This window comes from Paraburkholderia gardini, from assembly GCF_907164575.1.
Classification (GTDB): domain Bacteria; phylum Pseudomonadota; class Gammaproteobacteria; order Burkholderiales; family Burkholderiaceae; genus Paraburkholderia; species Paraburkholderia gardini.
In genome coordinates, this window is sequence record NZ_CAJQYY010000015.1 from 61,712 (window position 1) to 84,486 (window position 22,775).

The following is a 22,775-nucleotide window of genomic DNA, read 5'->3' on the forward strand; positions in this document are numbered from 1 at the left end:
TTAGCGGCCACAGGCAACCTCGACTGACTGGTAGGCCACCGCCGCTCCGGCAACGCCCTGCGTGTCGAAACGCAGCGCGTTGCCGTCGCGATGCGCCGCAACCGCGCGACCGTCGACGCTCACGCGACACGTCTGCGCATTCGCCAGCTTCACGAACGGCTGGTAGTAGCCGCCAAAGTCGAAACGCATGCCGTCCGGCGTGCGCTCGAAGCGGCGCACGAAGCCGTTTGCCTCGGCGATGTACGGCAGTGTCGCGCTGGTTGTGTTTGCCGCTGCGGCAGCGAACGAAACCTGCGCGTTGCCGTTGTCGATATGGATATACGTGCCGTCCGGGCCGGGTGCGAAGCCCGTCACGCCAGGAGAGGCATCGAGCACTGGCGGCTGCGTCTTCGGCCAGTGCAGTTCACGCACCTCGCCGTTGCCGCGCACGACCCAGTCGGCGCCGTCGCGTCCCACGCCGCGCGCCACGGCGAACGAGCGCCAGTCGAGCACCTTGCGGATGTAGTCGGTAACATGCACTGGCAACACCGGTTGCTTCAGCACCGTCGAGAAGATCTGGTCCAGTGCGTGCAGCGAAGCGACCTTGGTGCCGCTGTACATGTGGTAGTACACATCGATCGGCTTGAAGCGGCGTGGTTTATCGGTCATGTCGAACGTTTCGAGCACGCGTGTGAAACCGTAGAACGGCCCGAGCCATTCGTTCGTGTAGACGTTCTCATCCTGGTTCGGCGCGTAGACCTGATAGGCGCCCGGCCCCTTGTCGACGCCAATCGGCGCGATGTTGGTCCAGCTGTTGTCCGTCTTCGTGATGACGGTGTCGCCGCCGTTGAAGTTGTAGACGCCCGCCTGATACACCTTGCGCACCACGATGCCCGGCGGCTGGCAGTCGCCCGACCATTGCAGCACCACCGTCTTCTTGCCCGGCGGAGCGAGGCGCTCGTTGATGTAGTCGATCGAACCGGTGATTTCGCGGTCGATGTTGAACGTGTAGCCAGGAATGTTCAGCGAGAACGCCGCGTCACCACCGCCACGGTCGGCGCGCCGCTCGCCCTTGTCGTCGACGTTGTCCCATTCGAACGGATGCGAATACGTGTGCGTGCCGATCTCGACATACGGCAGCGCGAACATCTTGCGTGCGATTTCCTCGAGACGCGGCGAGATATCCGGATGCAGGCCCTTCATGCCGACCTCGCCCTCGATCACGGAGAGCGTCATCGGCACCTTGTAGCGCGTGAAGATCTGCTGGTAAAGCGCCTCGCCCGAAAAGTCGGCACCGGGAAATTCGGCACGCGACGCGAAGCCGTCACCGTCCACGTGGGTCATGAAGAGGCGCCGGCCGTTTTCGGTCGTCACGCTCGGCGACGGCATCGTCTGCAGACGCAGCGCGGCCGTGAGAAATTTGATCGGCTCGATCGCCCAGCGCTCCTGATCGACGCCGAGGAGCGATGCCACCGTGTACGGGTTCAACGCATAGCCGCCCCACGGCGTGATCGCGACCTGATCGAGCAGTTCGCCGTTAGCCGACACGCGCAGCAGCGAGCGGCTCTTCGACCCGACGCGCACGCCGAGCAGATCGCGCGCATCCGGCTTCGGATTCGTTTCGAAGCCGATCATCGGATCCTGCGAGACGATGCTCACCGGCGCGGCCGGCGTACCCGGCACGGCTTCGAGATCGAGGGCTGCGCCGCCGTCTTCCGCGGCGTCGAAACCGAACTGGCCGAGAAACACGATCGGCACGTGATCGGCGATGCGACCCGCGACCCAGCGGCGCAACTGCTCCGCATCGGGCACCGCGTCACGCTGAAACCACGCGACGATGCCCGCATAACGGTCCGGCGTGATGCCGGAAGGCAGCGCGGAATCGAAGTCCGCGTACTCGACGTCGTAGCCGAGATAGTTGAGCGGCGTCGCGAGATCGCGCACGCCGGCGGTGCCATCGAGCGGCTCTTTGGTGTCGCGATCCTGCAGCACGAGAATCCTGCGCGGCAGCACTTCGATCGCACCGATGCCGACGACGTCGCGGGCGGCGTCCGTCACATACGGCACCATGCCGGCCGCAACCACTTTCGCCGCGGTCGCGCGCGCGCAATCGCGATCGTTGCCCGCACAGTATTCGAGCGAGACGACCGGCACGCCGGTCTGCTGCGTGAACGCGCGGGCAGCCGCGATGCGGCTTTCGCGCTGCGCGTCGGGCACGTCGACCATCTGCATGCGGGTTTCGTCGAAACCGCGCACGAGCGGATCGCCCACGACCGCGTACAGTGCCTTTGCGTGCGGCTGGGCAGCCTGCAGCGCATTCTGCCCGCCGACGACGAGGCGCGCGTCCGGATGCGCGGCGCGAATGGCATCGATCGCGGCGATCGCAGCCGGCGTCTCCAGCAGGAAGCCGCGATAGCCGCGCGTCCACAACGGCTCGATCTGTTGCGCAACGAAGTCCGCGGCCGGGCCCGTTGCAGCACCTTCCGTGCGGGCGAGCCACACGGTATGCGCGAGCGGATGAGCGGCCGGATCGAAGCCTTGCGTCGGGTCGAGCACCACGGCGTCGAACGCCTGCAACAGGTCGACAGGCACATTCGGGCCGTAGAAGAACGCGAGATTGCGCGATGCGGCGACGCGCGTCGCGCCGGGTACACCGGCGGCAGGCGGCGCTACGGTTGCGGCGTTGACGGCGACACTGGCGGTAGCAGCGGGCGCGGCCATCCACGGCATCGCGCCAATCGCGAGCGTAGCCAGCTTGCGTGCCCAGTTATTCCAGCCGGTCCTGCGTGTGGTCTTGAACGAATTCAATCCTGCAACGCCGCCCGATGGCGTCGTGATTCCTGACATCCTGTTCCCGTTCTATGGTTGCGGGACGCGCCAGAGGCGCGTCGATCACGGTGTTGCCGGTCGCACCGACCGGTCGTGTATCAACCCGGCGGCAAGGTTCGCCTTCGTCCGAAGACGAAACCTGAGCCGCTCTTATGCCGCCGACGCCGCCGTCACGTCACGGGGCGCGCGCATACGGCGCGACGCTTCAACGCATCGAGGGAGGCTCTGACAGGGAGGATTTCCGGCGGCGTGCCGGAAATAAAAGAAAGTGAAACAGACATGATTCTTTATTCGTTCTTTCAGATGAATTTCTAATTAAACGCAGGCATCTTCGCCCCACCGGTCCGAAGATAGTGATCCCGCGTCAGTCGAACTACCCGGTCACCGGCGCCCCGGAACATCAAGGCCATACGGTGACTGGATTCACCCAAAGTAACGAAACCCCGAACAGGCGAATCGAGGCGGATTCTAACTGTTCCTTCGCGTAAACGCATCAAGGTTTAGAAGAAAAAACCCTATGAAGAATACGATTGCAAAAATCGAATATGCCAGCCTGTTTGCCTCATGTCCGAATAATCGATTCACGCAAACGTTAGCGCATGACGAAACACACCGGAAACTGGGCGAACGGCACTGGTAACTGACTTGCCACGGTGATTCACAGGAATACTTCCGGGCGAAATTCGCCTGGGGATGAAGAAAATCCGCACTTCCGGACCGCAGGATTATCCCGTCGAGGCCCGTCCAGAAAGGCATGGCGACTATCTGAACATTCACCGCCCGGCATTCACCGATCATTATTCAATTGCTTTCGGCGTATACCCTGTACGAATTATCCCTGGTCCATATAACGAACGAACGTGCTGAATTCACCGGTTATGGGTTAATCCAGAAATCACAGGAAGGCGCTTTATTTTTCCCTGATGGTGGATGTCATTCTGCATGCCCTCTCACTCTTTTGCGTCGCAGGGCCGGTACAGCGCACGCCTTGATACACCGGACCCGCATCCCATAAGGGAAATTCATTTCCGGAAATTATTTTTTTGGCAATGGATGCAACGGAATTAACACCTGCTTTCACACTGCCATGACCCTGCTTCGTCTGTTGAAAAATGAACTGGGGTCGAATCTGGATATCGGCGTGACCTGTGCCGCCATTTCGCGGATAAAAAAGCGCGCAATCGCACGGTGGCTCGTCATATTGAATGACATCAACTGGGGCCCGCCTGAACGATGGTGCGGATTGGACAATATCGCCGCCGGGCACAGGTGTTGCTGTTCCCCATGCGGCGCCGGTTTCGCCGGCCTGCGGCACGACGCCACCCAACGACGTCAATCAATCCGGCAATTCAACGGTGGGAGGCCTTCATGCTTCGTTACGCTGCAATATTTTTCATCATCGCCATCATCGCCGCCGTCTTCGGTTTCGGTGGGATCGCCGCTGGCGCGGCTGAAATCGCGAAGGTGCTGTTCTTCATCTTCCTCGTGATCTTCCTCGTCACCCTGTTGATGGGCATCATCAGGCGATAGGGACGCGTTCGAGGTCTCCCGGTTCGCCCATCCATGGCGCCCCCTGGAAACGGATCGCGCGACACTGTCCATACAGTGTCGCGCGATCCGTTTTTCGTGCTTCCTGTGTGAGGATTGAACGCCCCGCCATTCTGGTTCCAGAGCGGTAAAGTCGGCCGCATGCCGCTTCGCCATGGTCACGGGTTGCAGGAATTGCCTGTCGACTTGCAAGAATTACCGCCTGCTTCCGGGGACTTCCCGGAACGGCGCGGCAGACGGCACGCGCGCCCTCTCCTGTGCGTTCTGCATGACTGCCGGTTGCCACGATTCATGAAAAGCCAACCTTTGAATTCAAGAGGTTTTCGGCAAAAGTGCCACCGGCGAATCAACCCGTGCCCCGGAAAGTGAAATATCCGTTCTGCTTTGTCGGGTCAAATGAAAAAAACCGGCGCTCGCGGAGTAACGACCACCAGGCCTTGTTGACACAGGTGGGCAGGTGGCACGGTTCAGTCGGTACAACATTTCTACAATACTTGAAATATGTAAATGACGAGTCTATGCTGCGGACATGGACTCGAACCTCGTCGTACGCGCCTTGAGCGCCCTTGCACATGAATCGCGGCTCGCGATTTTCCGAACGCTCGTCGTCGCCGGGCCCGATGGGATGCCGGCCGGCGAAATTGGACAACAGCTAGATCTCGCGCCATCCAGACTGTCTTTTCACCTGAAGGATCTGTCGCACGCGGACCTCGTGAAAGCGCGGCAGGAAGGACGCTTTATCTACTATTCGGCCAATTTCGACGCGATGAATGGCCTTGTCGGTTTTCTCACCGAGAACTGCTGCGCTGGCGCGACATGCGCGGCGAGCAGCCCTCCAGCCTGCTGCGGAGATGAATCATGAAGCGAATGCACGTCCACGTATCTGTCCAAAGCCTGACCTGGCCGAAGCGCTTTTCAACGTGCCAGGCAACGGTTGCTTCCGGGCGTACAGCGCGGGAAGTCACCCTGGTGGAAGGGTCAACCCTTTCGCTGTCGAGCGCTGCAAGTCACTCGGCTACGACGTTTCACAACTACGCAGCAAGAGCTGGGACGAATTTGCAACGCCTGATGCTCCGCATATGGATTTCGTCATCACCGTGTGCGACCAGGCCGCCGGCGAAGTCTGCCCTGTCTGGCCAGGCAAACCGATGACGGCGCATTGGGGTTTTGAGGACCCAGCCGCGTTCGAGGGCACGGATGACGAAAAGCGCCAGGTGTTCGGCAAGGTCTACCGGCAGATACTCGGCCGGGTGAGTCAGTTCGTGAACTTGCCGCTGCACGTACTGGACAGCAATGCCATTCAGCGCGAGTTACGCGCGATCGGTGAACGGGCAGCCGGGGGACCGGATGAGCAGCATTGAACACGCCAGTTCGGCATTGAAGCCCGTCATTGGCTTTTTCGAGCGGTACCTGACGGTGTGGGTGGCGTTGTGCATCATCGGCGGCATTGTGCTCGGCCAACTGCTACCGGGCGCGTTTCAAGCCATTGGCCGCATGGAGGTTGCCCACGTCAACCTGCCGGTGGCGGTGCTGATCTGGATCATGATTATCCCCATGCTCGTGAAAATCGACTTCGCGGCCATGACTCAGGTGAAGCGCCAATGGCGCGGCATTGGGGTGACGTTATTCGTCAACTGGTTCGTCAAGCCGTTCTCCATGGCTCTGCTCGGCTGGATTTTCATCCGCCACGTGTTCGCATCATGGTTGCCGGCGAACCAGCTCGACAGCTACATCGCCGGCCTGATCCTGCTGGCGGCCGCGCCATGTACGGCGATGGTGTTTGTCTGGTCGCAACTGTGCAAGGGCGATCCGTATTTCACACTGTCGCAAGTGGCGTTGAACGACTCCATCATGATCGTGGCTTTTGCACCGCTCGTAGCGCTTCTGCTGGGGCTATCGGCCATTACGGTGCCGTGGGATACGCTCATTGCCTCGGTCGGCCTTTACATCATCGTGCCGGTCATTTTCGCGCAGATAATCCGGCGCTCGTTGCTCGCGAAAGGCGACGCCCATTTTCAGCGGCTCGTGGGAAAGCTCGGTCCGTATTCGATTTCGGCGTTGCTCGCGACACTCGTGCTCCTGTTCGCTTTTCAGGGAGAGGCCATCGTTCACGAGCCGCTGATCATCGCCATGCTCGCGGTACCTGTCCTGATTCAGGTCTTCTTTAACTCGGGCCTGGCGTACCTGCTCAATCGCAGGCTAGGTGTTGCCCACTGCGTAGCCGGACCGTCGAGCCTGATTGGTGCAAGCAATTTCTTCGAACTGGCCGTGGCCACCGCGATCAGTCTCTTCGGATTCCACTCGGGCGCGGCGCTGGCCACAGTGGTCGGGGTGCTCATCGAAGTGCCGGTCATGTTGCTGGTGGTCGGCGTCGTCAATCGCTCGCAACGCTGGTATGAAGCCAGGGCGCTCTGATCCAGCGGCTTGCGAACAAGAGGCATAACCGGGATACGTCATGGCAAATGCTGACAGCAATCCCCGTTCGCTGTTGTCTGGTTCGGGCGGTCTGCACTGCAACTCGATGCAAGCCTTCATTGCGCGGCGGTTGAGTGCGGCCCGGGTTTCCGACGACATGAAAAATCTGGATGTCGGTGGACCGGATGCACCGTGTCGTTTGCCATCGTTTAGTCGCGATGCGATTCGCCCCTCGTCTGCGGGCCATCGCCCACCGTGTCGCGGACGGCCGCGTCCCGCAAGAAACCTGGGGCGCCCGGGTTTTTGCATGAACTGTGGCTTTAGTTTTTCACTTGCCTGACGCAGTTGTCACTTTCTGCGGCACCCGACTTGAGGAGTTCTGACATGAGCGATGACGAACAGGCAATCCGCACCCTGATCGACACGTGGATGACCGCGAGCCGAAGCGGCGACACAGCGACCGTGCTGAGCCTCATGACCGATGACGTGGTCTTCATGACGCCGGGCCATCCGCCCTTCGGGAAAGAGACGTTTGCGGCCATGTCCACGGCGATGCAGAACGTCCGGATGGAAGGCACGGCTGAGATCGAGGAGCTCCAGGTCGCCGGCGACTGGGCCTTCGTGCGCAACCATCTGGACATCACGATCAGAACGCCGGGCGGGGCCGCGCCGGTCCATCACGCCGGCCATACACTGACGATCCTGCGCAAGGACGCGAGCGGACGCTGGCTGCTCGCGCGAGACGCGAATCTGGTCGCGGCGAAAAGCTGAACGCCAGACGCTGGACGTAAAAGCGGAAAAGCCGGCACAGGGCCGGCTTTTCCGTAAAACGCAAGGCGGACATCGAGGCCCGCCCCAGCGCATCAACGCATCGACGCTGGCATCAGCCGCGTGCGACCGCATCCATCGGCGCACGCTTCGGCGAGATCGCCGACACGATAAACGTGACGACGATATTCGCGACGAGCGCGATCAGGCCGATGTACAGCGGCCACGTCGTGCCGCCGAGATGCAGCGGATACACCGGTTTGAGCCCCTGCACGGTCGCAAGCCCCGTCCCGATCACGATGCCGACCAGCCAGCCCGCGAGCAGCCCCACCGTCGACATGCGTCGCGTGTAGAGCGTGAACACGATCGCCGGGAAGATCTGCAGAATCCACACGCCGCCCAGCAACTGAAGATCGATCGCGTACTGTGTCGGCAGGAACACGATGAAGAGCAGCGCGCCGAACTTCACGACGAGCGATGCCAGCTTCGCGGTCGCCGCTTCCTTCGCCGGCGTGATGTCCGGATTCACCAGCGGACGCCACAGGTTGCGCGTGAACAGGTTCGCCGCGCCGATCGACATGATGGCCGCCGGCACCAGCGCGCTGATCGCGATCGCCGCCGCCGCGAAGCCCACGAACCACGACGGGAAGATCGTGCCGAAGAGCGCCGGCACGACGTCCGATGCCGACTTCACGTGAACGCCAGCGGCAATCGCCATATAGCCGAGCAACGCAATGAGACCCAGCAGCAGTGTGTACGCCGGCAGGAAAATCGCGTTCTTGCGCACCGTCTTCGCCGACGACGAGGACAGCACCGCCGTCATCGTGTGCGGATACATGAACGCGGCCAGCGCCGAACCGAGCGCAAGCGAAGCGTATGCGGTGAACTGCGTCGGCTTCAGGATGATGCCGGTCGCGCCGCCCTTCGCCTGAAAGAACTTGTCGGCCGAATCGAACACCGCGCCGTAGCCGCCGAGCTTCGCGGGAATCAGCCACACCGCCGCGATCACGACGATATAGATCATGATGTCCTTGACGAACGCGATCATCGCCGGCGCGCGCAGGCCGCTTGAATACGTGTACACCGCGAGAATCACGAATGCGGCGATGAGCGGCAGTTCGCCTTCCACGCCGAGACCCTTGATCACGACCTGCATGCCGACCAGCTGCAGCGCGATATACGGCATCGTCGCCACGATGCCTGTCAGCGCGACGGCCGCCGGTAGCAGCTTGCCGCCGTATTCGCCATGCACGTAATCGGCCGCGGTGATGTGGTTCTTCGCGTGCGCGATCTGCCAGAGCTTCGGCATCACGGCGAACACGAACGGATAGACGATGATCGTATACGGCAGCGCGAAAAAGCCATATGCGCCCACCGAATACACCAGCGCCGGCACCGCGATCACGGTGTACGCCGTATAGAAGTCGCCGCCGACGAGAAACCACGAAATCACGGTCCCGAACTGGCGGCCACCCAGACCCCACTCGTGCAACTGCGTCAGGTCGCCCCGTTTCCAGCGCGCGGCGACGAAGCCGAGCACCGTGACCAGTGCGAAGAACGCAATGAATACGCCCATCGCCACGCCATCAACTGGTTTCAGTTCGCTCATTTGAAGCTCCTGTAGACGACGTACAGCAGGAGCGACGTCACCGGCACCCACAGCAGTTGATACCAGTAGAAGAACGGAAAACCGAGCAGCGACGGTCGCACGTCGTTATAGAACGGCAGCCAGAGCAGCGCGATATAGGGGATCACCAGGAGAACCCTGGTCCAGGATCGACTTGATTGGTCGGATGAGCTCATGATAGTTATGTTATGCAACTGAAAGGAACTTCCGGGCACGGCGAAACGAGACGCCGCTGCACGCTGCTTGTGGCACCGTGTCGCCAGGAAATGGGTATGAAGGTTCCTGCGCGACGGAGCGTCTTCCAGTCCCGCCGCGGTCGGAATTATGGGCGATTCTTAAAAGATCTGCAGCGCCCGCCGCATGCACGGCTTTCCTCGGCACACCGCTTTCCGGTACCCTCGAAGGCGGCGTGCCGACGCTCACAATATCAACGCGTGAACGGGCAACAGGCCCATACAGACAGACGGAGCAGTTCATGACCCAGATGACCGACCAAGGCGGGCTGCGCATTGCAGCCGGACTCAAACAGTTTATCGACAGCGAAGCCCTGCCGGGCACCGGTGTCGATGCCACCCAGTTCTGGGCAGGTTTCGATGCCCTCGTGCACGAGCTCGCACCCAAAAACCGCGCACTGCTCGCCGAACGCGACCGGCTGCAAACGGAACTCGACGCGTGGCATCGCGCGAATCCGGGCCCGGTGCGCGATCTCGCCGCGTATCGCACGTTCCTCGAAGGCATCGGTTATATCGTGCCCGCGCCGGCGGCGTTCAAGGCGACGACCGCCAACGTCGACAGCGAAATCTCCACCCAGGCCGGCCCGCAACTCGTCGTGCCGCTGTCGAACCAGCGCTATGCGCTCAACGCCGCGAACGCGCGCTGGGGCAGCCTGTACGACGCGCTCTACGGCACCGACGCGATTCCCGAAACCGGTGGGGCCGAAAAGCAGAAGGCATTCAATCCAGTGCGCGGCGCACGCGTGATCGCCTTTGCGCGCGCGTTTCTCGACGAAGCCGCGCCGCTCGCGAGCGGCTCGCACGCGGACGCCACGCGTTACAGCATCGAAGGCAACGAACTCGTCGTCGTGTTGAAGAACGGCGCAACCGCGCTGAAAACACCGGCGCAGTTCGCCGGCTTCCAGGGCGTGACGAATGCCCCGTCGGCGATCCTGCTGAAGCACAACGGCCTGCATTTCGAAATCCAGATCAACGCCGACGACCCGATCGGCAAGACCGACGCCGCGCATGTGAAGGACGTGCTGATGGAAGCCGCGGTGAGCACGATCATCGATTGCGAGGATTCGGTGGCCGCCGTCGATGCCGACGACAAGGTCCAGCTGTACCGCAACTGGATCGGCCTGATGAAAGGCACGCTCACCGAGGAAGTCACGAAGAACGGCAAGACGTTCATACGCCGCCTGAACGCCGATCGCGAATACCGCCGCACCGACGGCTCGATGTTCAGGCTGCATGGCCGGTCGCTGCTTTTCGTGCGCAACGTCGGGCATCTGATGACGAACCCGGCCATCACCGACCGCGACGGCAACGAGATTCCCGAGGGCATTCTCGATGCGGTCGTCACGACGCTCTGCGCGATCCACGACCTGCGGAACAGGCTGAATTCGCGCACCGGCTCGATCTACATCGTGAAGCCGAAGATGCACGGGCCCGCCGAAGTCGCGTTTGCCTCCGAACTGTTCGCGCGCGTCGAGAAGCTGCTCGGCCTGCCGCACAACACGATCAAGATGGGCATCATGGACGAGGAGCGCCGCACGAGCGTGAATCTGCAGGCCTGTATCGCCGCCGCTTCCGAACGCGTCGCGTTCATCAACACGGGCTTTCTCGACCGCACCGGCGACGAGATGCATTCGGCGATGGAAGCCGGCGCGATGATCCGCAAGGGCGACATGAAGTCGTCGAGCTGGATTGCGTCGTACGAGCGCAATAACGTGCTCGCCGGCCTCGACGCCGGACTGCGTGGCCGCGCGCAGATCGGCAAGGGCATGTGGGCGATGCCCGACCTGATGCACGCGATGCTCGAACAGAAGATCGCGCATCCGAAGGCGGGCGCGAACACCGCGTGGGTGCCGTCGCCGACCGCGGCCACGCTGCACGCGCTGCACTATCACAAGATCGACGTGCAGGCCGTGCAGGAAGAGATGGAACGCATCGCTTACGCAAGCGAGCGCGACGTGTTGCTCAAGGGGTTGCTCACCATCCCGGTCGTCGACAAGGCGCAATGGTCGGACGACGAGATCCGCAGCGAAGTCGAGAACAACGCGCAGGGCATTCTGGGTTATGTGGTGCGCTGGATCGATCAGGGCGTCGGTTGTTCGAAGGTGCCGGACATTCACGACGTCGGCCTGATGGAAGACCGCGCGACGCTGCGCATTTCCAGCCAGCACATCGCGAACTGGCTGCGTCACGGCGTGGTGACGCCTGAGCTCGTGATGCAAACCATGCAGCGGATGGCGAAGGTCGTCGACAAGCAGAACGCCGGCGACCCGCACTATCACCCGATGGCGCCCGACTTCGACGCATCGCTTGCGTTCAAGGCCGCGTGCGCGCTCGTCTTCGAAGGGCGCGAGCAACCATCGGGCTACACCGAGCCGCTGCTGCACAAGTTCCGTCTCGAACTGAAGGAGGCCCGCGCATGACGACGCCACACACGAAGGCGGCGACCCGCGCGGTCGTCACCGGCCACACGCGGGGCATCGGCGACGCGCTCGCCACGGCGCTCCTCGAACGCGGCATTGCGGTGCTGGGCGTCGCGCGCTCGCTGAACGCTTCGCTCGCGCAACGCTATCCGCAGGCGCTCACCGAAGTCGAACTCGATCTGGCCGATACCGCACAGCTCGCGCAGTGGCTCGGCAGCGATGCGTTGCGCGGCTTTCTGGCGGGCGCGGCGCGCGTCGTGCTGATCAACAACGCGGGCATGGTGCAGCCGGTCGGCCCGCTCGACACGCAGGACGTTGCCGCGATCGCGGGCGCCGTCAGTCTGAACGTGGCCGCGCCGCTGATGATGGCAAGCGCGTTCGCCACGGCAAGTACGGACGCACCCGACCGGCGCATCGTGCATGTTTCGAGCGGCGCGGCGCGCAATGCGTATGCGGGCTGGAGCATCTATTGCGCGACGAAGGCAGCGCTCGATCATCACGCGCGCGCCGTTGCGCTCGACGAAACCCGCGCGCTGCGCATCTGCAGTCTGGCGCCGGGCGTGGTCGATACGGGGATGCAGGCGGAAATCCGCGGCGTGAGCACGGAGAAGTTTCCGTCACGCGGCAAGTTCGAAGACCTCAAGCGCAACGGGCAGCTGGCTTCGCCGGAAGCATCGGCGGCGAAGCTGGTCGACTACGTGTTGAGCGATGTGTTCGGGCAGGAACCGACCGCCGATATCCGCGAGCTTTGATCGTCGCGGCGAGCGGTTAACCGGGCAACCTACGGGTCGCGGGCGCACAACGCCCGCGGCCGGTAAATTGCTGTATGCAAGCGCGGAAGAACGCGAAAAACTCAGACGCGCGGTAAATCGTCGATCGATTTTTCGACGTGGCCGCCGGGAATATCCGTATCGATGCCGTCGTGGCCGTCCGTGTGCGAGACGGTCTTGATCTTCGGCCCGAGGAGCCGCATGCCGCCGAGCGTGTAGAGCGACCACACCAGGTTGCCCGCACGGATCACCTTGACGACTTCGTCCACTTCGACGATTTCATGCTGCGACAGCCACTCGTGGGTCTTCGGATTGATGAGCGCCCAGCGCACGTGCGTGACGCGGTCGTTAGCAGGGTTGATGCGTACAGCGTCAACAGCGTACGTAGCCATGGCCACCTCCATCGTCCTGACCGTCAGATCGTAGCATGACGGCCGCACCGCACCGCACAGGACGCGGCGCCGCCGCCCTGCATCACGCGTCGAAAATCACGCCTCGAAATCGAGCCCGCCGAGCAATATCGACGGTTCCGCCTGCGAGCGCGAGCCGAAATCGATCGCGCGCCCGCCCTGCCAGTTGTCGAGCTTGCGCGGCAGCGCGGCGAGATAGCGCGCGAAGCGCGCCTCGCCGCCCGGCGCCAGCAAGCCGTGAATCGCGTCGCTGTCCCACGTTAGCGCAACGTTGAGCGGATGCGCGTAACCGTGGCCGGCCGGAAGGATGTCCCCGGTGATGCGTACCCGCGTGGGATGCAGCGCGCCGCCATACGGAATCACGTCGATGTGTACGCGCTGGCTGAAAATACGTACGAGTGTGGCGGTGATGCGCGGCACGAAATCACGTTCGAAGCACGCGGCGGTCTCCTGGTTCATGGTCGTTCGCCGATGAGGTCAGGCTGGCAGTGTCGTTCATCGGCGCCCGGCGCGCAACGTGCTGCGTGCCAGGCCAGGGCGCGCAGCACCCCCGGCCTGGGATATCCTTTGTGGGGCCGCACCGGCCCTACCCTCGCCCATCACTCAACGCACCGTTACAGGAACCCCATGGACCGCCTGCAAGCCATGACTGCCTTTCTGACCGTGGTGGATACCGGCGGGTTCGCGTCGGCGGCCCGCAAGCTGAAGGTGTCGCCTTCCGTGGTGACGCGCATGGTGGGCGAACTCGAGGACGCGATGGGCGTACGGCTCCTCACCCGCACGACGCGCATGGTCCGCATGACCGACACCGGCGCCGATTATGCCGACCGGTGCCGGCGCATTCTCGCCGACATCGAGGAAGCCGAGCAGTCGGCCACCAGCATGCACGGCACGACGCGCGGCCTGCTGTCGATCACGTCGTCGATGCTGTTCGGCAAGTACTACGTGACGCCGATCGTCATCGACTATCTCGGCCGGTATCCGGAAGTCGACGTCAGCTGCTGGTTTCTCGATCGCATCGTGAACATCGTCGATGAAGGGATCGACATCGCGATCCGTCTCGGCGACCTGCCGGATTCGTCGATGCAGGCGGTGCGCGTCGGACAGGTTCGCCGCGTGGTATGCGCTTCGCCGGATTATCTGGCGCGGCACGGTGTTCCCCGCAATCCCGAGGACCTGGCCGGGCGCGCGATCGTCTCGGCAAGCGGTGTGTCGACGCTATCCGAATGGCGTTTTGGCAGTGACGAGCGCCGGCACGCGGTGCGCGTCAAACCGCGGATGACCACGACGACCAACGATTCGGCGATCAGCGCGGTCGCGGCGGGCCTGGGGCTGACGCAACTGCTGTCGTACCAGATCGCGCAGCAGTTGCGCGACGGCACGCTGCAGATCGTACTGGAGGCGTTCGAACCGCCGCCGCTGCCGATCCACGTGATGCACCGCGAAGGACGGCACGTCACGCGCAAGGTCCGCACGTTCGTCGATCTCGCGATCGAAACGCTGCGCTCGAACAGCTCGCTCAATCCATAGCGGCCAGGCCGCCACCCGGGCTGAAACACCCATGTGGCGGGCATTCCCCCACTCTTCTCGTTTCGCGAACGGTCAATTCTCCGCGCGACGGATTCAAACCCGTGACGACGACGCCTAGACTGCAATGGCTGTCCGATACGTCCCACCCGAATCCGTCCGAGGAGAAACGAATGAAGCTTTACTACCATCCGCTGTCCGGTCATGCGCATCGCGCGCGTCTCTTTCTTTCGCTGCTCGGCATCGAACACGAACTGGTCGAAGTCGACCTGACGAAGCGCGAACAGAAATCGCCCGAATTCCTGAAACTCAATGCGTTCGGCCAGATACCGGTGCTGGTGGATGGCGACACGGTGATCCCCGATTCGAACTCGATCCTGGTCTATCTCGCGAGCCGTTTCGGCAAGACCGACTGGTTGCCCGTCGAGCCGCGGCAAGCCGCCGCCGTGCAGCGCTGGCTGTCGGTCGCCGCTGGCGACCTCGCCTTCGGCCCCGCCGCCGCGCGTCTCGTCACGCTGTTCGGCGCGAAGCTCCACGCCGATGAAGTGATCGCCCGCGCGCACACGCTGCTCGCGCGCATCGAAATCCAGCTGGCGGGACGCGAATGGATCGCGCTCGCGCATCCGTCGATTGCCGACGTGGCGCTCTACAGCTACGTCGCCCGCGCGCCGGAAGGCAACGTCGATCTCAGCGCGTATCCGAACGTGATGGCATGGCTCGCCCGCGTCGAAGCATTGCCGGGATTCGTGCCGTTCGCGCAGTCGCCGGCCGGGCTCGCCGGGAAAGCCGCCTGATCGTTCGAGCCTTCCTGCGTGGGCGTATGCGTCCACGCAACGTCTGCCTTGCCGGGAGCCGCCATGATGATCGAAGCACCTGAGACGCTTGCACGCTCGCCGTGGCACGCAGGCGAGCTCGCCATCCAGCGCAAGGCCGGCGTCGACAGACGGATGGATGAAGTCGGCCGCCGTGTGCTGCGCGATTTTCTGCCGGAGCAGCATCGCGCGTTCTACCCGCTCCTGCCGTACGTCATGCTCGGCGCGGTCGATCCGGAGGGCGATGTATGGGCAACCGTGCGCGCGGGCCAGCCGGGTTTCATGCACGCGCCCGATGCGCTCACGCTGCACATCGGCAATGTCCGCGACGCGATGGACCCCGCCGACAGCGGCATGGAAGACGGCAACGCGATCGCGCTGCTCGGCATCGATCTCGCGACGCGCCGGCGCAACCGCTTGAACGGCACAGTGCATCGCGAGAACGCGAGCGGATTCGATCTGCTCGTCGGCACGAGCTTCGGCAATTGTCCGCAGTACATCACGCTGCGCGAGTACGCGTTCGTTCGCGACGCGGCGATTCCCGCCAGCGTCGCACCGCAGTATGCCGACCATCTCGACGAACGCGCCCGTGCACTGATTCGCGGCGCCGATGCGTTTTTCGTCGCCTCGTACGTGGATCGCGACGAAGACGGCGTGACGCAACGCCAGGTCGACGTCTCGCATCGCGGCGGCAAGCCCGGCTTCGTGCGCATCGGCGACGACGGCGTGCTGACGGTTCCCGATTTCGCCGGCAACCTGTTCTTCAACACGCTAGGCAATTTTCTCGTCAATCCGAAGGCCGGGCTCGTGTTCGCCGATTTCGAAACCGGCGATCTGCTGCAGCTCACGGGCGACGCGGAAGTCATTCTCGATTCGCCGGAAATCGCGGCGTTTCAGGGTGCCGAACGGCTCTGGCGCTTCACGACGCGGCGCGCGGTGTTTCGCGGCGGCGCGTTGCCGCTGCGCTGGACGAAGCGCCGCGACGGCGCCTCGCCGAGCGCGGCGCTCACGGGCGACTGGGACGCAGCCGCCAGCCGTCTGAAGGCCGCGTCGCTCGCCAGTACGTGGCGGCCAATGAAGATCGCGCGCACCGTCGACGAAAGCTCGACGATCCGTTCGTTTCATCTGGAACCAGCCGACGGTGCCGGGCTCGTGCCGCATGCCGCGGGTCAGCATCTGCCGGTCCGCGTGACGCTGCCCGGCGAAACCAGGCCGGTGCTACGCACCTACACGCTGTCGGTTGCGCCTTCCGACGGGCTCTACCGGATCAGCGTGAAGCGCGAAGGACGCGTGTCGTCGTATCTGCACGATGCGCTCTCCACCGGCGACGTGATCGAAGCGCGTAGCCCGGCTGGCCGCTTCACCATCGATGCGGCCGAACGCCGTCCGGCCGTGCTGCTTGCCGCGGGCGTTGGCATTACACCGATGCTCGCGATGTTGCGGCATATCGTCTATGAAGGCTTTCGCAAGCGCCGCATCCGCACGACGTACCTGTTTTATGCGACGCATTCGAAGGCGGAACGTGCATTCGACCGCGAGATCGCGGCGCTCGAACAGGCGGCCGGCGGTGCGGTGCGCGTGATCCGCGTGCTGAGCCAGACCGACGGCGCACTCGAATCGCAGGATTACGACGAAGCCGGCCGCATCGATATGGCGATGCTGAACCGCACGCTTCAGTTCAACGACTACGACTTCTATCTTTGCGGACCGGCGCCGTTCATGCAGAGCATCTATGACGGTCTGCGCGACCTGAATATCGCCGATGCACGCGTTCATGCGGAGGCGTTTGGGCCCGCGTCGCTGGTGCGCAAGGTGGATGTGGCTACGGCGGATGCGGCGGGGGCGGATGCAGTCAAACCGGCGGCGCGGCCCGCGCGGGCTGCCGTGCCGGTCGTGTTCATGAAGTCGGGCAAGGAAGCGCGCTGGACGCCCGAATCCGGGAGTCTGCTCGAACTCGCGGAAGCGCGCGGCCTCGCGCCGGAATTCAGCTGCCGCGGCGGCAGTTGTGGCACGTGCCGCACGCGGATTCTCGAAGGCGCGGTGGCGTATCCGGTCGCGCCGTCAACTGAAGTAGCCGCTGGCGAAGCATTGATCTGCTGCGCCGTGCCCGCAGCGGTTAAACCCGGCACGCAGGCACCGGCTCGTCTTCTACTGGATCTGTGACCCAGGGCTCTGGCAGGCGGGTTTTGGCTGGGCAGCGCGACCTGATCCGATAAACCACCGCCCTGCCCGGATTCGCCATAAGGCGGTGAGTGGACAGATCAGGCCGTTAGTTGCGTTCTTGAGTCTGCATGAATACCCGCCAGAACGCGACGACGTGGGCCGCCGCCGCGCTCAACATGCGTGCTACGCAATCATCATCCGGCGAGCGCGGCCTCCTCGTCGTCCACCGTTGCATCCTCTCCGACCGAATTCCGGATCAGATAGTCGAACGCGCCGAGCGACGCTTTCGCCCCCTCGCCGACCGCGATCACGATCTGCTTGAACGGCACGGTCGTCACGTCGCCGGCGGCGAATACGCCCGGCACCGACGTCGCGCCCTTCGCGTCCACCACGATCTCGCCGTGCTTCGACAGCTCGACCGTGCCCTTCAGCCATTCGGTATTCGGCACGAGGCCGATCTGCACGAACACGCCTTCGAGTTCGACGCGCTTCGGTTCGCCCGAGCGCAGGTCGTTGTAGACGAGGCCATTGACCTTCTTGCCGTCGCCCGTGATTTCCGTCGTTTGTGCGTGCGTCACGATCGTCACGTTCGCGAGGCTGCGCAGCTTGCGTTGCAGCACTTCGTCGGCACGCAGCTGCGTGCCGAATTCGATCAGCGTGACTTCGCGCACGATGCCGGCCAGATCGATCGCCGCTTCGACGCCCGAATTGCCACCGCCGATCACCGCGACGCGCTTGCCCTTGAAGAGCGGGCCGTCACAATGCGGACAGTAGGCCACGCCGTGATTGCGATACTCGCGCTCGCCCGGCACGTTGATTTCGCGCCACCGGGCGCCGGTCGCGAGCACGATCGTCCTCGCTTTCAACACCGCGCCGTTCGCAAGACGCACCGCGTGAATACGGCCCGGAACCAGTGCTTCGGCGCGCTGTACGTCCATGATGTCGACTTCGTAACTCTTCACGTGCTGCTCGAGCGCGGTGGCGAATTGCGGTCCTTCCGTTTCCTTCACCGAGACGAAATTCTCGATCGCGAGCGTATCGAGCACCTGGCCGCCGAAGCGTTCCGCGACGACGCCCGTCATGATGCCTTTACGCGCCGAGTAGATCGCCGCCGCCGCGCCCGCCGGGCCGCCGCCGACGATCAGGGTGTCGAATACCGGCTTCGTCTCCAGTTCCTTCGCGGCGCGTGCGCCCGCGCCGCTGTCGAGCTTCGCGAGGATTTCCTTCACGCCGCTGCGGCCCTGGCCGAACACTTCGCCGTTCATGAACATCGTCGGCACCGCCATGATCTGGCGTGCCTCGACTTCGTTCTGGAACAGCGCGCCGTCGATCGCAACGTGACGGATGCGCGGGTTGATCAGCGCCATCACGTTCAGCGCCTGCACGACTTCCGGGCAGTTCTGGCATGACAGCGAGAAATACGTTTCAAACTGATAGTTGCCTTCGAGGTTCCGGATCTGCTCGATCACGGGCTCGTCGAGCTTCACCGGATGGCCGCCGACCTGCAGCAACGCCAGCACCAGCGATGTGAACTCATGGCCCATCGGAATGCCCGCGAAACGGATACCGGTGTCCTTGCCCGGCTCACCGATCGAAAACGACGGCTTGCGCTCTGTATCGCCGCGACGTTCGGTCACCGACACGCGGTCCGACAGCGATGCGATGTCGTTCAGGAGCGCGATCAGTTCCTGCGATCTGGGGCTGTCGTCGAGCGAAGCGATGATCTCGATCGGCCGGCTGACCTTTTCGAGGTAGGTTTTCAACTGGGTCTTGAGATTGGCGTCGAGCATGGTCTGGCGGATTCCGTGACGAAGATGGCGGGCGGCGGGCGCTGCGGACAGCGAGGCGAAGATGGCCGGGCCGCTGCGTGCATCGACACGCAACGGCCCGCACAGATACACGCCATATCGCATATGGCGCGCTGCGGTGTGACGTGGGTTTTAGATCTTGCCGATCAGGTCGAGCGAAGGCGTCAGCGTTTCCGCACCCGGCGTCCACTTCGCGGGGCAGACTTCACCCGGATGCGCCGCGATGTATTGCGCAGCCTGCACCTTGCGCAGCAGTTCGCCGGCGTCGCGGCCAATACCGTTGTCATGGATTTCGCACAGCTTGATCTCGCCTTCCGGGTTGATCACGAACGTGCCGCGCAGCGCAAGGCCTTCTTCTTCGATCAGCACGTCGAAGTTGCGCGAGATCGCGAGCGTCGGATCGGCGATCATCGGATAGTTGATCTTTTCGATCGTGTCCGACGTGTCGTGCCATGCCTTGTGCGTGAAGTGCGTATCGGTCGACACGCTGTAGATTTCGACGCCGAGCTTCTGGAATTCGGCGTAACGATCGGCCAGATCGCCCAGTTCGGTCGGGCATACAAACGTGAAGTCGGCCGGGTAGAACACCACGACGGACCACTTGCCCTTGAACGATTCCTCCGTGACCGGAACGAATTCGCCCTTGTGATAGGCGGTTGCCTTGAACGGTTTAACCTGGCTGTTGATGATCGGCATCGTTGCGTCCTTTGTTTGCGTGGTGGAGAAAGTGATGCCATTGTGCCTGGAGCAGATACATAGTTAAAGTTGATTGTTTGTATCTGCGTGATTTGTATTTGCTATTGATCAGGCCAGACGTGCCGCGGGCGTAGAATTTCTGGCCGGAACGTGCATCCGCCGGGCTTTTCCCGGATCGGGTCTGGTACGCTCTGGCCGGCCGTCGGGCGTGAGACAGCCCTGAAACGCGCCGCGCACGCCAATTCCAGCAGGAGCGCACATGAGCGACGCCATTCAGCGCACGGCTACGTCACAGTCCGTCGTCAAGATCAGGCCCGACCGGGAAATTGCCACGCAGCAGCGGCTTCCGTACTTCGTGGGGTTGTCGGCACAGTCGGCCGGCACGCGCGAACTGTCGATGTATCTCATCGTCGTGCCGCCCGGCGGCCATGCGGAACCGCATTCGCATCGCGGCTACGAGACGGGAATCTATGTGCTGGAAGGTAGTGTGGAGACGCGCTACGGCGCCGGGCTGCGCGAATCGGTGATCACCGGGGCCGGCGATTTTCTGTTTATTCCACCGGGCGTGCCGCATCAGCCGTTCAATCTGAGCGAGACGACGCCCGCGAGAGCGATCGTCGCGCGCACGCTCGCGGACGAAACCGAGCAGATCGTGCCGTACGATCCGTCCGTCGACGGCTGAAGGCGGCCTCGTTTGCCGGGATGAAGGTGTCGATTCCTGAAGCGGGTTCGCGTGCTGCGGCCACGTCCGGGTTATCTCCGCTTATCCGGCTCCGCTTCCCGGTCGCTGCCGCTCAGGCCGCGGCCGCCTGCGGCATCGCGGCTTCGCTGTGTTCGCCGTGTTCGCCGCCCAGCGCGTCGGTGAGGTCCGCGAACATCTGCGCGAGTTCGCCCGTCATCAGCGCGAAGTCCGAGTCGAAACGTTCGTCGTCGTTCTGCGCGGTCGGATCCGACGCTTCCTTCACGACGTCGAGCGGCGTGACGCGCTTGATCACGAGCGAAGGCGTCATCACGAACGAAATGCGGTCGTTCCAGGTCATCGCGAGACGCATGCACTGCTTGCCTGCCTCGATGTGGCGACGCATGTCGTCGGCTTCAAGCGCGTGGCCAACGTAGCGCACGGTCGCGTTGCCCTCGCCTGCCGAGCGCAGTTCGGCATCCTGGTCGACGGTAAAGCCGCCGGGCGCATCGCCTGAAAGCAGCCAGTCGGTCATCGCCGCAACCGGCGACAGCGCGACACGCACGCTTGCGAGCGGCAACCCGTCGATGGATTTGACGAGCAGGCCGCGCACATCGTCGGCGAGTGCCTGCGCGGCGGCGTCGATGACGAGCCAGCCGCTGGCCGTATCGATCCACACGCGCGTGTCGCGACGGATGCTGAACGCGCGCGGCAGCAACTCGTCGGTGACCTGCTCCTTGATCTCCTTCATCTGCTTGCGGCCAGGCTTGTAGCCCTGCTGTTCCTCGATCTCGAGCGCGCGCGCCTTCGTGACCTGGTTCACCACCGACGCCGGCAGCAGCTTCTTTTCCGAGCGGAACGTGAGCAGCATCTGACGATGATTCGAGTAGACGAGCGCGCCGCTCTCGCCATTGTCGCTGCTACGCGACGGCGCCCAGCCGTGGCGCTGCATCTCGACACTGCTGCCGGGCTGGAACGCGTGCGCCGCGAGGGCGTCCTCGAGTTGCTCAGCAGTGATGGACCACGGGGACGAAAGACGGTGAAGCTGAAGATTCTTGAACCACATGTGGATGCGCCCGGCAAAGGGCAAGATTCTATACGAGCGCGCGCGGTTCACGCGCGGATGTCACCGTACGTGTTGAAGTGCGCTCAAGAAAGGGAGTTTTCGTACGCCAAGGCTACGCCACGGCCGCCCCGGCGCTGGCGGGCTTCCCGGCCAGCTCATTTCGATCGCCGCACCGCTGCGTCACAGCCTGACCTGCGATCAGGGCAAGGAGTTGACCCGTCACAAGGATTTCACCGTCAGAACCGGCGTGGCGGTCTACTTCCGTGACTCCCGCAGTCCCTGGCAGCGCGGCACCTGCGAGAACACCAACCGCCTGCTGCGCCAGTACCTGCCCAAAGGCACCGACCTGAGCACCTTCACCCAGGACGATCTCGATGCCCTTGCCGACAACCTCGACGCCCGGCCACGCGCCACTCACGCGTTCCATTCCCCTCCCGAAGTCTTTGCTCGAATACTCGCATTGACCCATCGACCGCCAGGCTCAATTCAATAACTCAACCCTGTTGCAACCGGGATTTGAAACCGGCAACTGATTGGTCATAGCATTTCCGGCAGGCTTTCAAATTCTTGAGGGCCGCTTAAAGTCAGGCCTGTGCCAGGGACCCGGCAGCGAGCCGTTGGCGCCAGGTGATCCAGCCGACAACAATCGATAGTGTCGCCACGACAAGTGGCGCCACCCCATGTCGGTATTCGCCGTGAAGTGTGACGGTCGCGAGCGCAGCCAGCATCACGGTGCAGCCGAGCGCCGAACCCCACAGCCGCGTCCTTGCCCGCGCCAGCAGAACGGCGGTCATGAGTTCCAGCGAACCGGTCACGAAATGGAACCAGTGCGGATATCCCCACTTCAGATATTCCTCAATGATGGATCGCGGGGCGACGATGTTGCTGAGCGATCCCACGACGAAAAAAGCGGCAAGAGCCAACGGTAATACCTGGCGCCAGGAAATCCGGGACATTCTTCCTTCCTTGTCTGATGCACCCAAAACAAAACCTTTCATGTTAGACCTCGATCTTTCCTGGTGTGA

General features: G+C 63.2%; 21 protein-coding genes and 1 pseudogene. 12 read left to right on the top strand and 10 right to left on the bottom strand.

What is annotated here, in order from left to right; all coding sequences use genetic code 11:
- Positions 1 to 2,709: a sugar ABC transporter gene (locus LPA34_RS14105; protein ID WP_411178992.1), complete on the bottom strand. Its 2,709-nt coding sequence runs from the start codon at positions 2,707 to 2,709 to the stop codon at positions 1 to 3.
- Between the two features lie 1,009 nt (positions 2,710 to 3,718).
- Complete coding sequence (locus LPA34_RS14110; protein WP_228979095.1) at positions 3,719 to 4,135, bottom strand: hypothetical protein; 417 nt, start codon at positions 4,133 to 4,135, stop codon at positions 3,719 to 3,721.
- A gap of 41 nt (positions 4,136 to 4,176) precedes the next feature.
- Here LPA34_RS14110 and LPA34_RS14115 point away from each other — a divergent pair, with 41 nt between their 5' ends.
- The 5 genes from LPA34_RS14115 to LPA34_RS14135 all read left to right on the top strand — a co-directional run bounded on the left by LPA34_RS14115 (position 4,177) and on the right by LPA34_RS14135 (position 7,542).
- Positions 4,177 to 4,338: a DUF1328 family protein gene (locus LPA34_RS14115; protein ID WP_228979096.1), complete on the top strand. Its 162-nt coding sequence runs from the start codon at positions 4,177 to 4,179 to the stop codon at positions 4,336 to 4,338.
- Positions 4,339 to 4,885: 547 nt separating this feature from the next.
- Positions 4,886 to 5,218, top strand: coding sequence for an ArsR/SmtB family transcription factor (locus tag LPA34_RS14120; RefSeq protein ID WP_228979097.1), 333 nt, complete (start codon positions 4,886 to 4,888; stop codon positions 5,216 to 5,218).
- On the top strand, positions 5,208 to 5,717 hold the full coding sequence (locus tag LPA34_RS14125; RefSeq protein WP_228979098.1) for an arsenate reductase ArsC: 510 nt from the start codon (positions 5,208 to 5,210) through the stop codon (positions 5,715 to 5,717). The genes LPA34_RS14120 and LPA34_RS14125 overlap by 11 nt, the downstream gene beginning before the upstream one ends.
- Positions 5,704 to 6,771 carry an ACR3 family arsenite efflux transporter gene (gene arsB / locus LPA34_RS14130; protein WP_228979262.1) on the top strand — a complete coding sequence of 356 codons (1,068 nt, stop codon included), beginning with the start codon at positions 5,704 to 5,706 and terminating at the stop codon, positions 6,769 to 6,771. The genes LPA34_RS14125 and arsB overlap by 14 nt, the downstream gene beginning before the upstream one ends.
- A gap of 384 nt (positions 6,772 to 7,155) precedes the next feature.
- On the top strand, positions 7,156 to 7,542 hold the full coding sequence (locus tag LPA34_RS14135) for a YybH family protein (protein ID WP_228979099.1): 387 nt from the start codon (positions 7,156 to 7,158) through the stop codon (positions 7,540 to 7,542).
- A 112-nt stretch (positions 7,543 to 7,654) separates the two neighbouring features.
- Here the strand turns inward: LPA34_RS14135 and mctP are convergent, their stop codons facing one another.
- Positions 7,655 to 9,148, bottom strand: a complete 1,494-nt coding sequence (gene mctP / locus LPA34_RS14140; RefSeq protein ID WP_228979100.1) for a monocarboxylate uptake permease MctP — start codon at positions 9,146 to 9,148, stop codon at positions 7,655 to 7,657.
- Entirely contained in the window at positions 9,145 to 9,342 is a 198-nt protein-coding gene (locus LPA34_RS14145; protein ID WP_324251738.1) for a DUF3311 domain-containing protein, read from the bottom strand. Before LPA34_RS14145 ends, mctP begins: the two co-directional genes overlap by 4 nt.
- A 299-nt stretch (positions 9,343 to 9,641) precedes the next feature.
- Here LPA34_RS14145 and LPA34_RS14150 point away from each other — a divergent pair, with 299 nt between their 5' ends.
- A complete protein-coding gene (locus tag LPA34_RS14150; RefSeq protein WP_228979103.1) occupies positions 9,642 to 11,819 on the top strand; it encodes a malate synthase G in 2,178 nt (725 codons plus the stop codon).
- A complete protein-coding gene (locus tag LPA34_RS14155) occupies positions 11,816 to 12,571 on the top strand; it encodes an SDR family oxidoreductase (protein WP_228979105.1) in 756 nt (251 codons plus the stop codon). Before LPA34_RS14150 ends, LPA34_RS14155 begins: the two co-directional genes overlap by 4 nt.
- 101 nt (positions 12,572 to 12,672) lie before the next feature.
- Here the strand turns inward: LPA34_RS14155 and LPA34_RS14160 are convergent, their stop codons facing one another.
- Together LPA34_RS14160 and LPA34_RS14165 are read right to left on the bottom strand one after the other, a co-directional pair.
- Positions 12,673 to 12,981 carry a hypothetical protein gene (locus tag LPA34_RS14160; protein ID WP_228979107.1) on the bottom strand — a complete coding sequence of 103 codons (309 nt, stop codon included), beginning with the start codon at positions 12,979 to 12,981 and terminating at the stop codon, positions 12,673 to 12,675.
- Between the two features lie 96 nt (positions 12,982 to 13,077).
- Positions 13,078 to 13,458 (bottom strand): DUF5594 family protein, encoded by a 381-nt coding sequence (locus LPA34_RS14165; protein ID WP_228979109.1) that lies wholly within the window; start codon positions 13,456 to 13,458, stop codon positions 13,078 to 13,080.
- Positions 13,459 to 13,626: 168 nt separating this feature from the next.
- On the opposite strand from LPA34_RS14165, the gene LPA34_RS14170 reads away from it, so the two are divergent.
- The 3 genes from LPA34_RS14170 (at position 13,627) to LPA34_RS14180 (ending at position 17,501) form a co-directional block, all read left to right on the top strand.
- Positions 13,627 to 14,529, top strand: a complete 903-nt coding sequence (locus LPA34_RS14170) for a LysR family transcriptional regulator (protein ID WP_228979110.1) — start codon at positions 13,627 to 13,629, stop codon at positions 14,527 to 14,529.
- Positions 14,530 to 14,699: 170 nt separating this feature from the next.
- On the top strand, positions 14,700 to 15,320 hold the full coding sequence (locus LPA34_RS14175; protein ID WP_228979112.1) for a glutathione S-transferase family protein: 621 nt from the start codon (positions 14,700 to 14,702) through the stop codon (positions 15,318 to 15,320).
- 63 nt (positions 15,321 to 15,383) lie between these two features.
- The gene (locus tag LPA34_RS14180; RefSeq protein ID WP_228979113.1) at positions 15,384 to 17,501 is read left to right on the top strand and encodes a 2Fe-2S iron-sulfur cluster-binding protein; all 2,118 of its coding nucleotides are present in this window, start codon (positions 15,384 to 15,386) and stop codon (positions 17,499 to 17,501) included.
- Positions 17,502 to 17,695: 194 nt separating this feature from the next.
- Here LPA34_RS14180 and ahpF read toward each other — a convergent pair whose 3' ends face one another.
- Together ahpF and ahpC are read right to left on the bottom strand one after the other, a co-directional pair.
- The gene (gene ahpF / locus LPA34_RS14185; RefSeq protein ID WP_228979264.1) at positions 17,696 to 19,291 is read right to left on the bottom strand and encodes an alkyl hydroperoxide reductase subunit F; all 1,596 of its coding nucleotides are present in this window, start codon (positions 19,289 to 19,291) and stop codon (positions 17,696 to 17,698) included.
- Between the two features lie 150 nt (positions 19,292 to 19,441).
- Positions 19,442 to 20,005, bottom strand: a complete 564-nt coding sequence (gene ahpC / locus LPA34_RS14190) for an alkyl hydroperoxide reductase subunit C (protein WP_090533782.1) — start codon at positions 20,003 to 20,005, stop codon at positions 19,442 to 19,444.
- 259 nt (positions 20,006 to 20,264) lie between these two features.
- Here ahpC and LPA34_RS14195 point away from each other — a divergent pair, with 259 nt between their 5' ends.
- Positions 20,265 to 20,687: a cupin domain-containing protein gene (locus tag LPA34_RS14195; protein ID WP_228979116.1), complete on the top strand. Its 423-nt coding sequence runs from the start codon at positions 20,265 to 20,267 to the stop codon at positions 20,685 to 20,687.
- 112 nt (positions 20,688 to 20,799) lie between these two features.
- Here the strand turns inward: LPA34_RS14195 and LPA34_RS14200 are convergent, their stop codons facing one another.
- Entirely contained in the window at positions 20,800 to 21,750 is a 951-nt protein-coding gene (locus LPA34_RS14200) for a recombination-associated protein RdgC (RefSeq protein WP_228979117.1), read from the bottom strand.
- A gap of 44 nt (positions 21,751 to 21,794) precedes the next feature.
- Here LPA34_RS14200 and LPA34_RS27140 point away from each other — a divergent pair.
- A pseudogene (locus LPA34_RS27140) lies at positions 21,795 to 22,243 on the top strand (IS30 family transposase); the annotation flags it as partial.
- A 91-nt stretch (positions 22,244 to 22,334) separates the two neighbouring features.
- Here the strand turns inward: LPA34_RS27140 and LPA34_RS14210 are convergent.
- A complete protein-coding gene (locus tag LPA34_RS14210) occupies positions 22,335 to 22,748 on the bottom strand; it encodes a DoxX family protein (protein WP_228979118.1) in 414 nt (137 codons plus the stop codon).
- Positions 22,749 to 22,775 lie beyond the last annotated feature (27 nt).

Bases quoted from the DNA above. Each gene is read 5' to 3' on its own strand.
- LPA34_RS14105 (WP_411178992.1), bottom strand. From the start codon at position 2,709: ATGCCGTGGATGGCCGCGCCCGCTGCTACCGCCAGTGTCGCCGTCAAC.
- LPA34_RS14115 (WP_228979096.1), top strand. From the start codon at position 4,177: ATGCTTCGTTACGCTGCAATATTTTTCATCATCGCCATCATCGCCGCC.
- LPA34_RS14120 (WP_228979097.1), top strand. From the start codon at position 4,886: ATGGACTCGAACCTCGTCGTACGCGCCTTGAGCGCCCTTGCACATGAA.
- LPA34_RS14125 (WP_228979098.1), top strand. From the start codon at position 5,208: ATGAATCATGAAGCGAATGCACGTCCACGTATCTGTCCAAAGCCTGAC.
- arsB (WP_228979262.1), top strand. From the start codon at position 5,704: ATGAGCAGCATTGAACACGCCAGTTCGGCATTGAAGCCCGTCATTGGC.
- LPA34_RS14135 (WP_228979099.1), top strand. From the start codon at position 7,156: ATGAGCGATGACGAACAGGCAATCCGCACCCTGATCGACACGTGGATG.
- mctP (WP_228979100.1), bottom strand. From the start codon at position 9,148: ATGAGCGAACTGAAACCAGTTGATGGCGTGGCGATGGGCGTATTCATT.
- LPA34_RS14145 (WP_324251738.1), bottom strand. From the start codon at position 9,342: ATGAGCTCATCCGACCAATCAAGTCGATCCTGGACCAGGGTTCTCCTG.
- LPA34_RS14150 (WP_228979103.1), top strand. From the start codon at position 9,642: ATGACCCAGATGACCGACCAAGGCGGGCTGCGCATTGCAGCCGGACTC.
- LPA34_RS14155 (WP_228979105.1), top strand. From the start codon at position 11,816: ATGACGACGCCACACACGAAGGCGGCGACCCGCGCGGTCGTCACCGGC.
- LPA34_RS14160 (WP_228979107.1), bottom strand. From the start codon at position 12,981: ATGGCTACGTACGCTGTTGACGCTGTACGCATCAACCCTGCTAACGAC.
- LPA34_RS14165 (WP_228979109.1), bottom strand. From the start codon at position 13,458: ATGAACCAGGAGACCGCCGCGTGCTTCGAACGTGATTTCGTGCCGCGC.
- LPA34_RS14170 (WP_228979110.1), top strand. From the start codon at position 13,627: ATGGACCGCCTGCAAGCCATGACTGCCTTTCTGACCGTGGTGGATACC.
- LPA34_RS14175 (WP_228979112.1), top strand. From the start codon at position 14,700: ATGAAGCTTTACTACCATCCGCTGTCCGGTCATGCGCATCGCGCGCGT.
- LPA34_RS14180 (WP_228979113.1), top strand. From the start codon at position 15,384: ATGATGATCGAAGCACCTGAGACGCTTGCACGCTCGCCGTGGCACGCA.
- ahpF (WP_228979264.1), bottom strand. From the start codon at position 19,291: ATGCTCGACGCCAATCTCAAGACCCAGTTGAAAACCTACCTCGAAAAG.
- ahpC (WP_090533782.1), bottom strand. From the start codon at position 20,005: ATGCCGATCATCAACAGCCAGGTTAAACCGTTCAAGGCAACCGCCTAT.
- LPA34_RS14195 (WP_228979116.1), top strand. From the start codon at position 20,265: ATGAGCGACGCCATTCAGCGCACGGCTACGTCACAGTCCGTCGTCAAG.
- LPA34_RS14200 (WP_228979117.1), bottom strand. From the start codon at position 21,750: ATGTGGTTCAAGAATCTTCAGCTTCACCGTCTTTCGTCCCCGTGGTCC.
- LPA34_RS14210 (WP_228979118.1), bottom strand. From the start codon at position 22,748: ATGAAAGGTTTTGTTTTGGGTGCATCAGACAAGGAAGGAAGAATGTCC.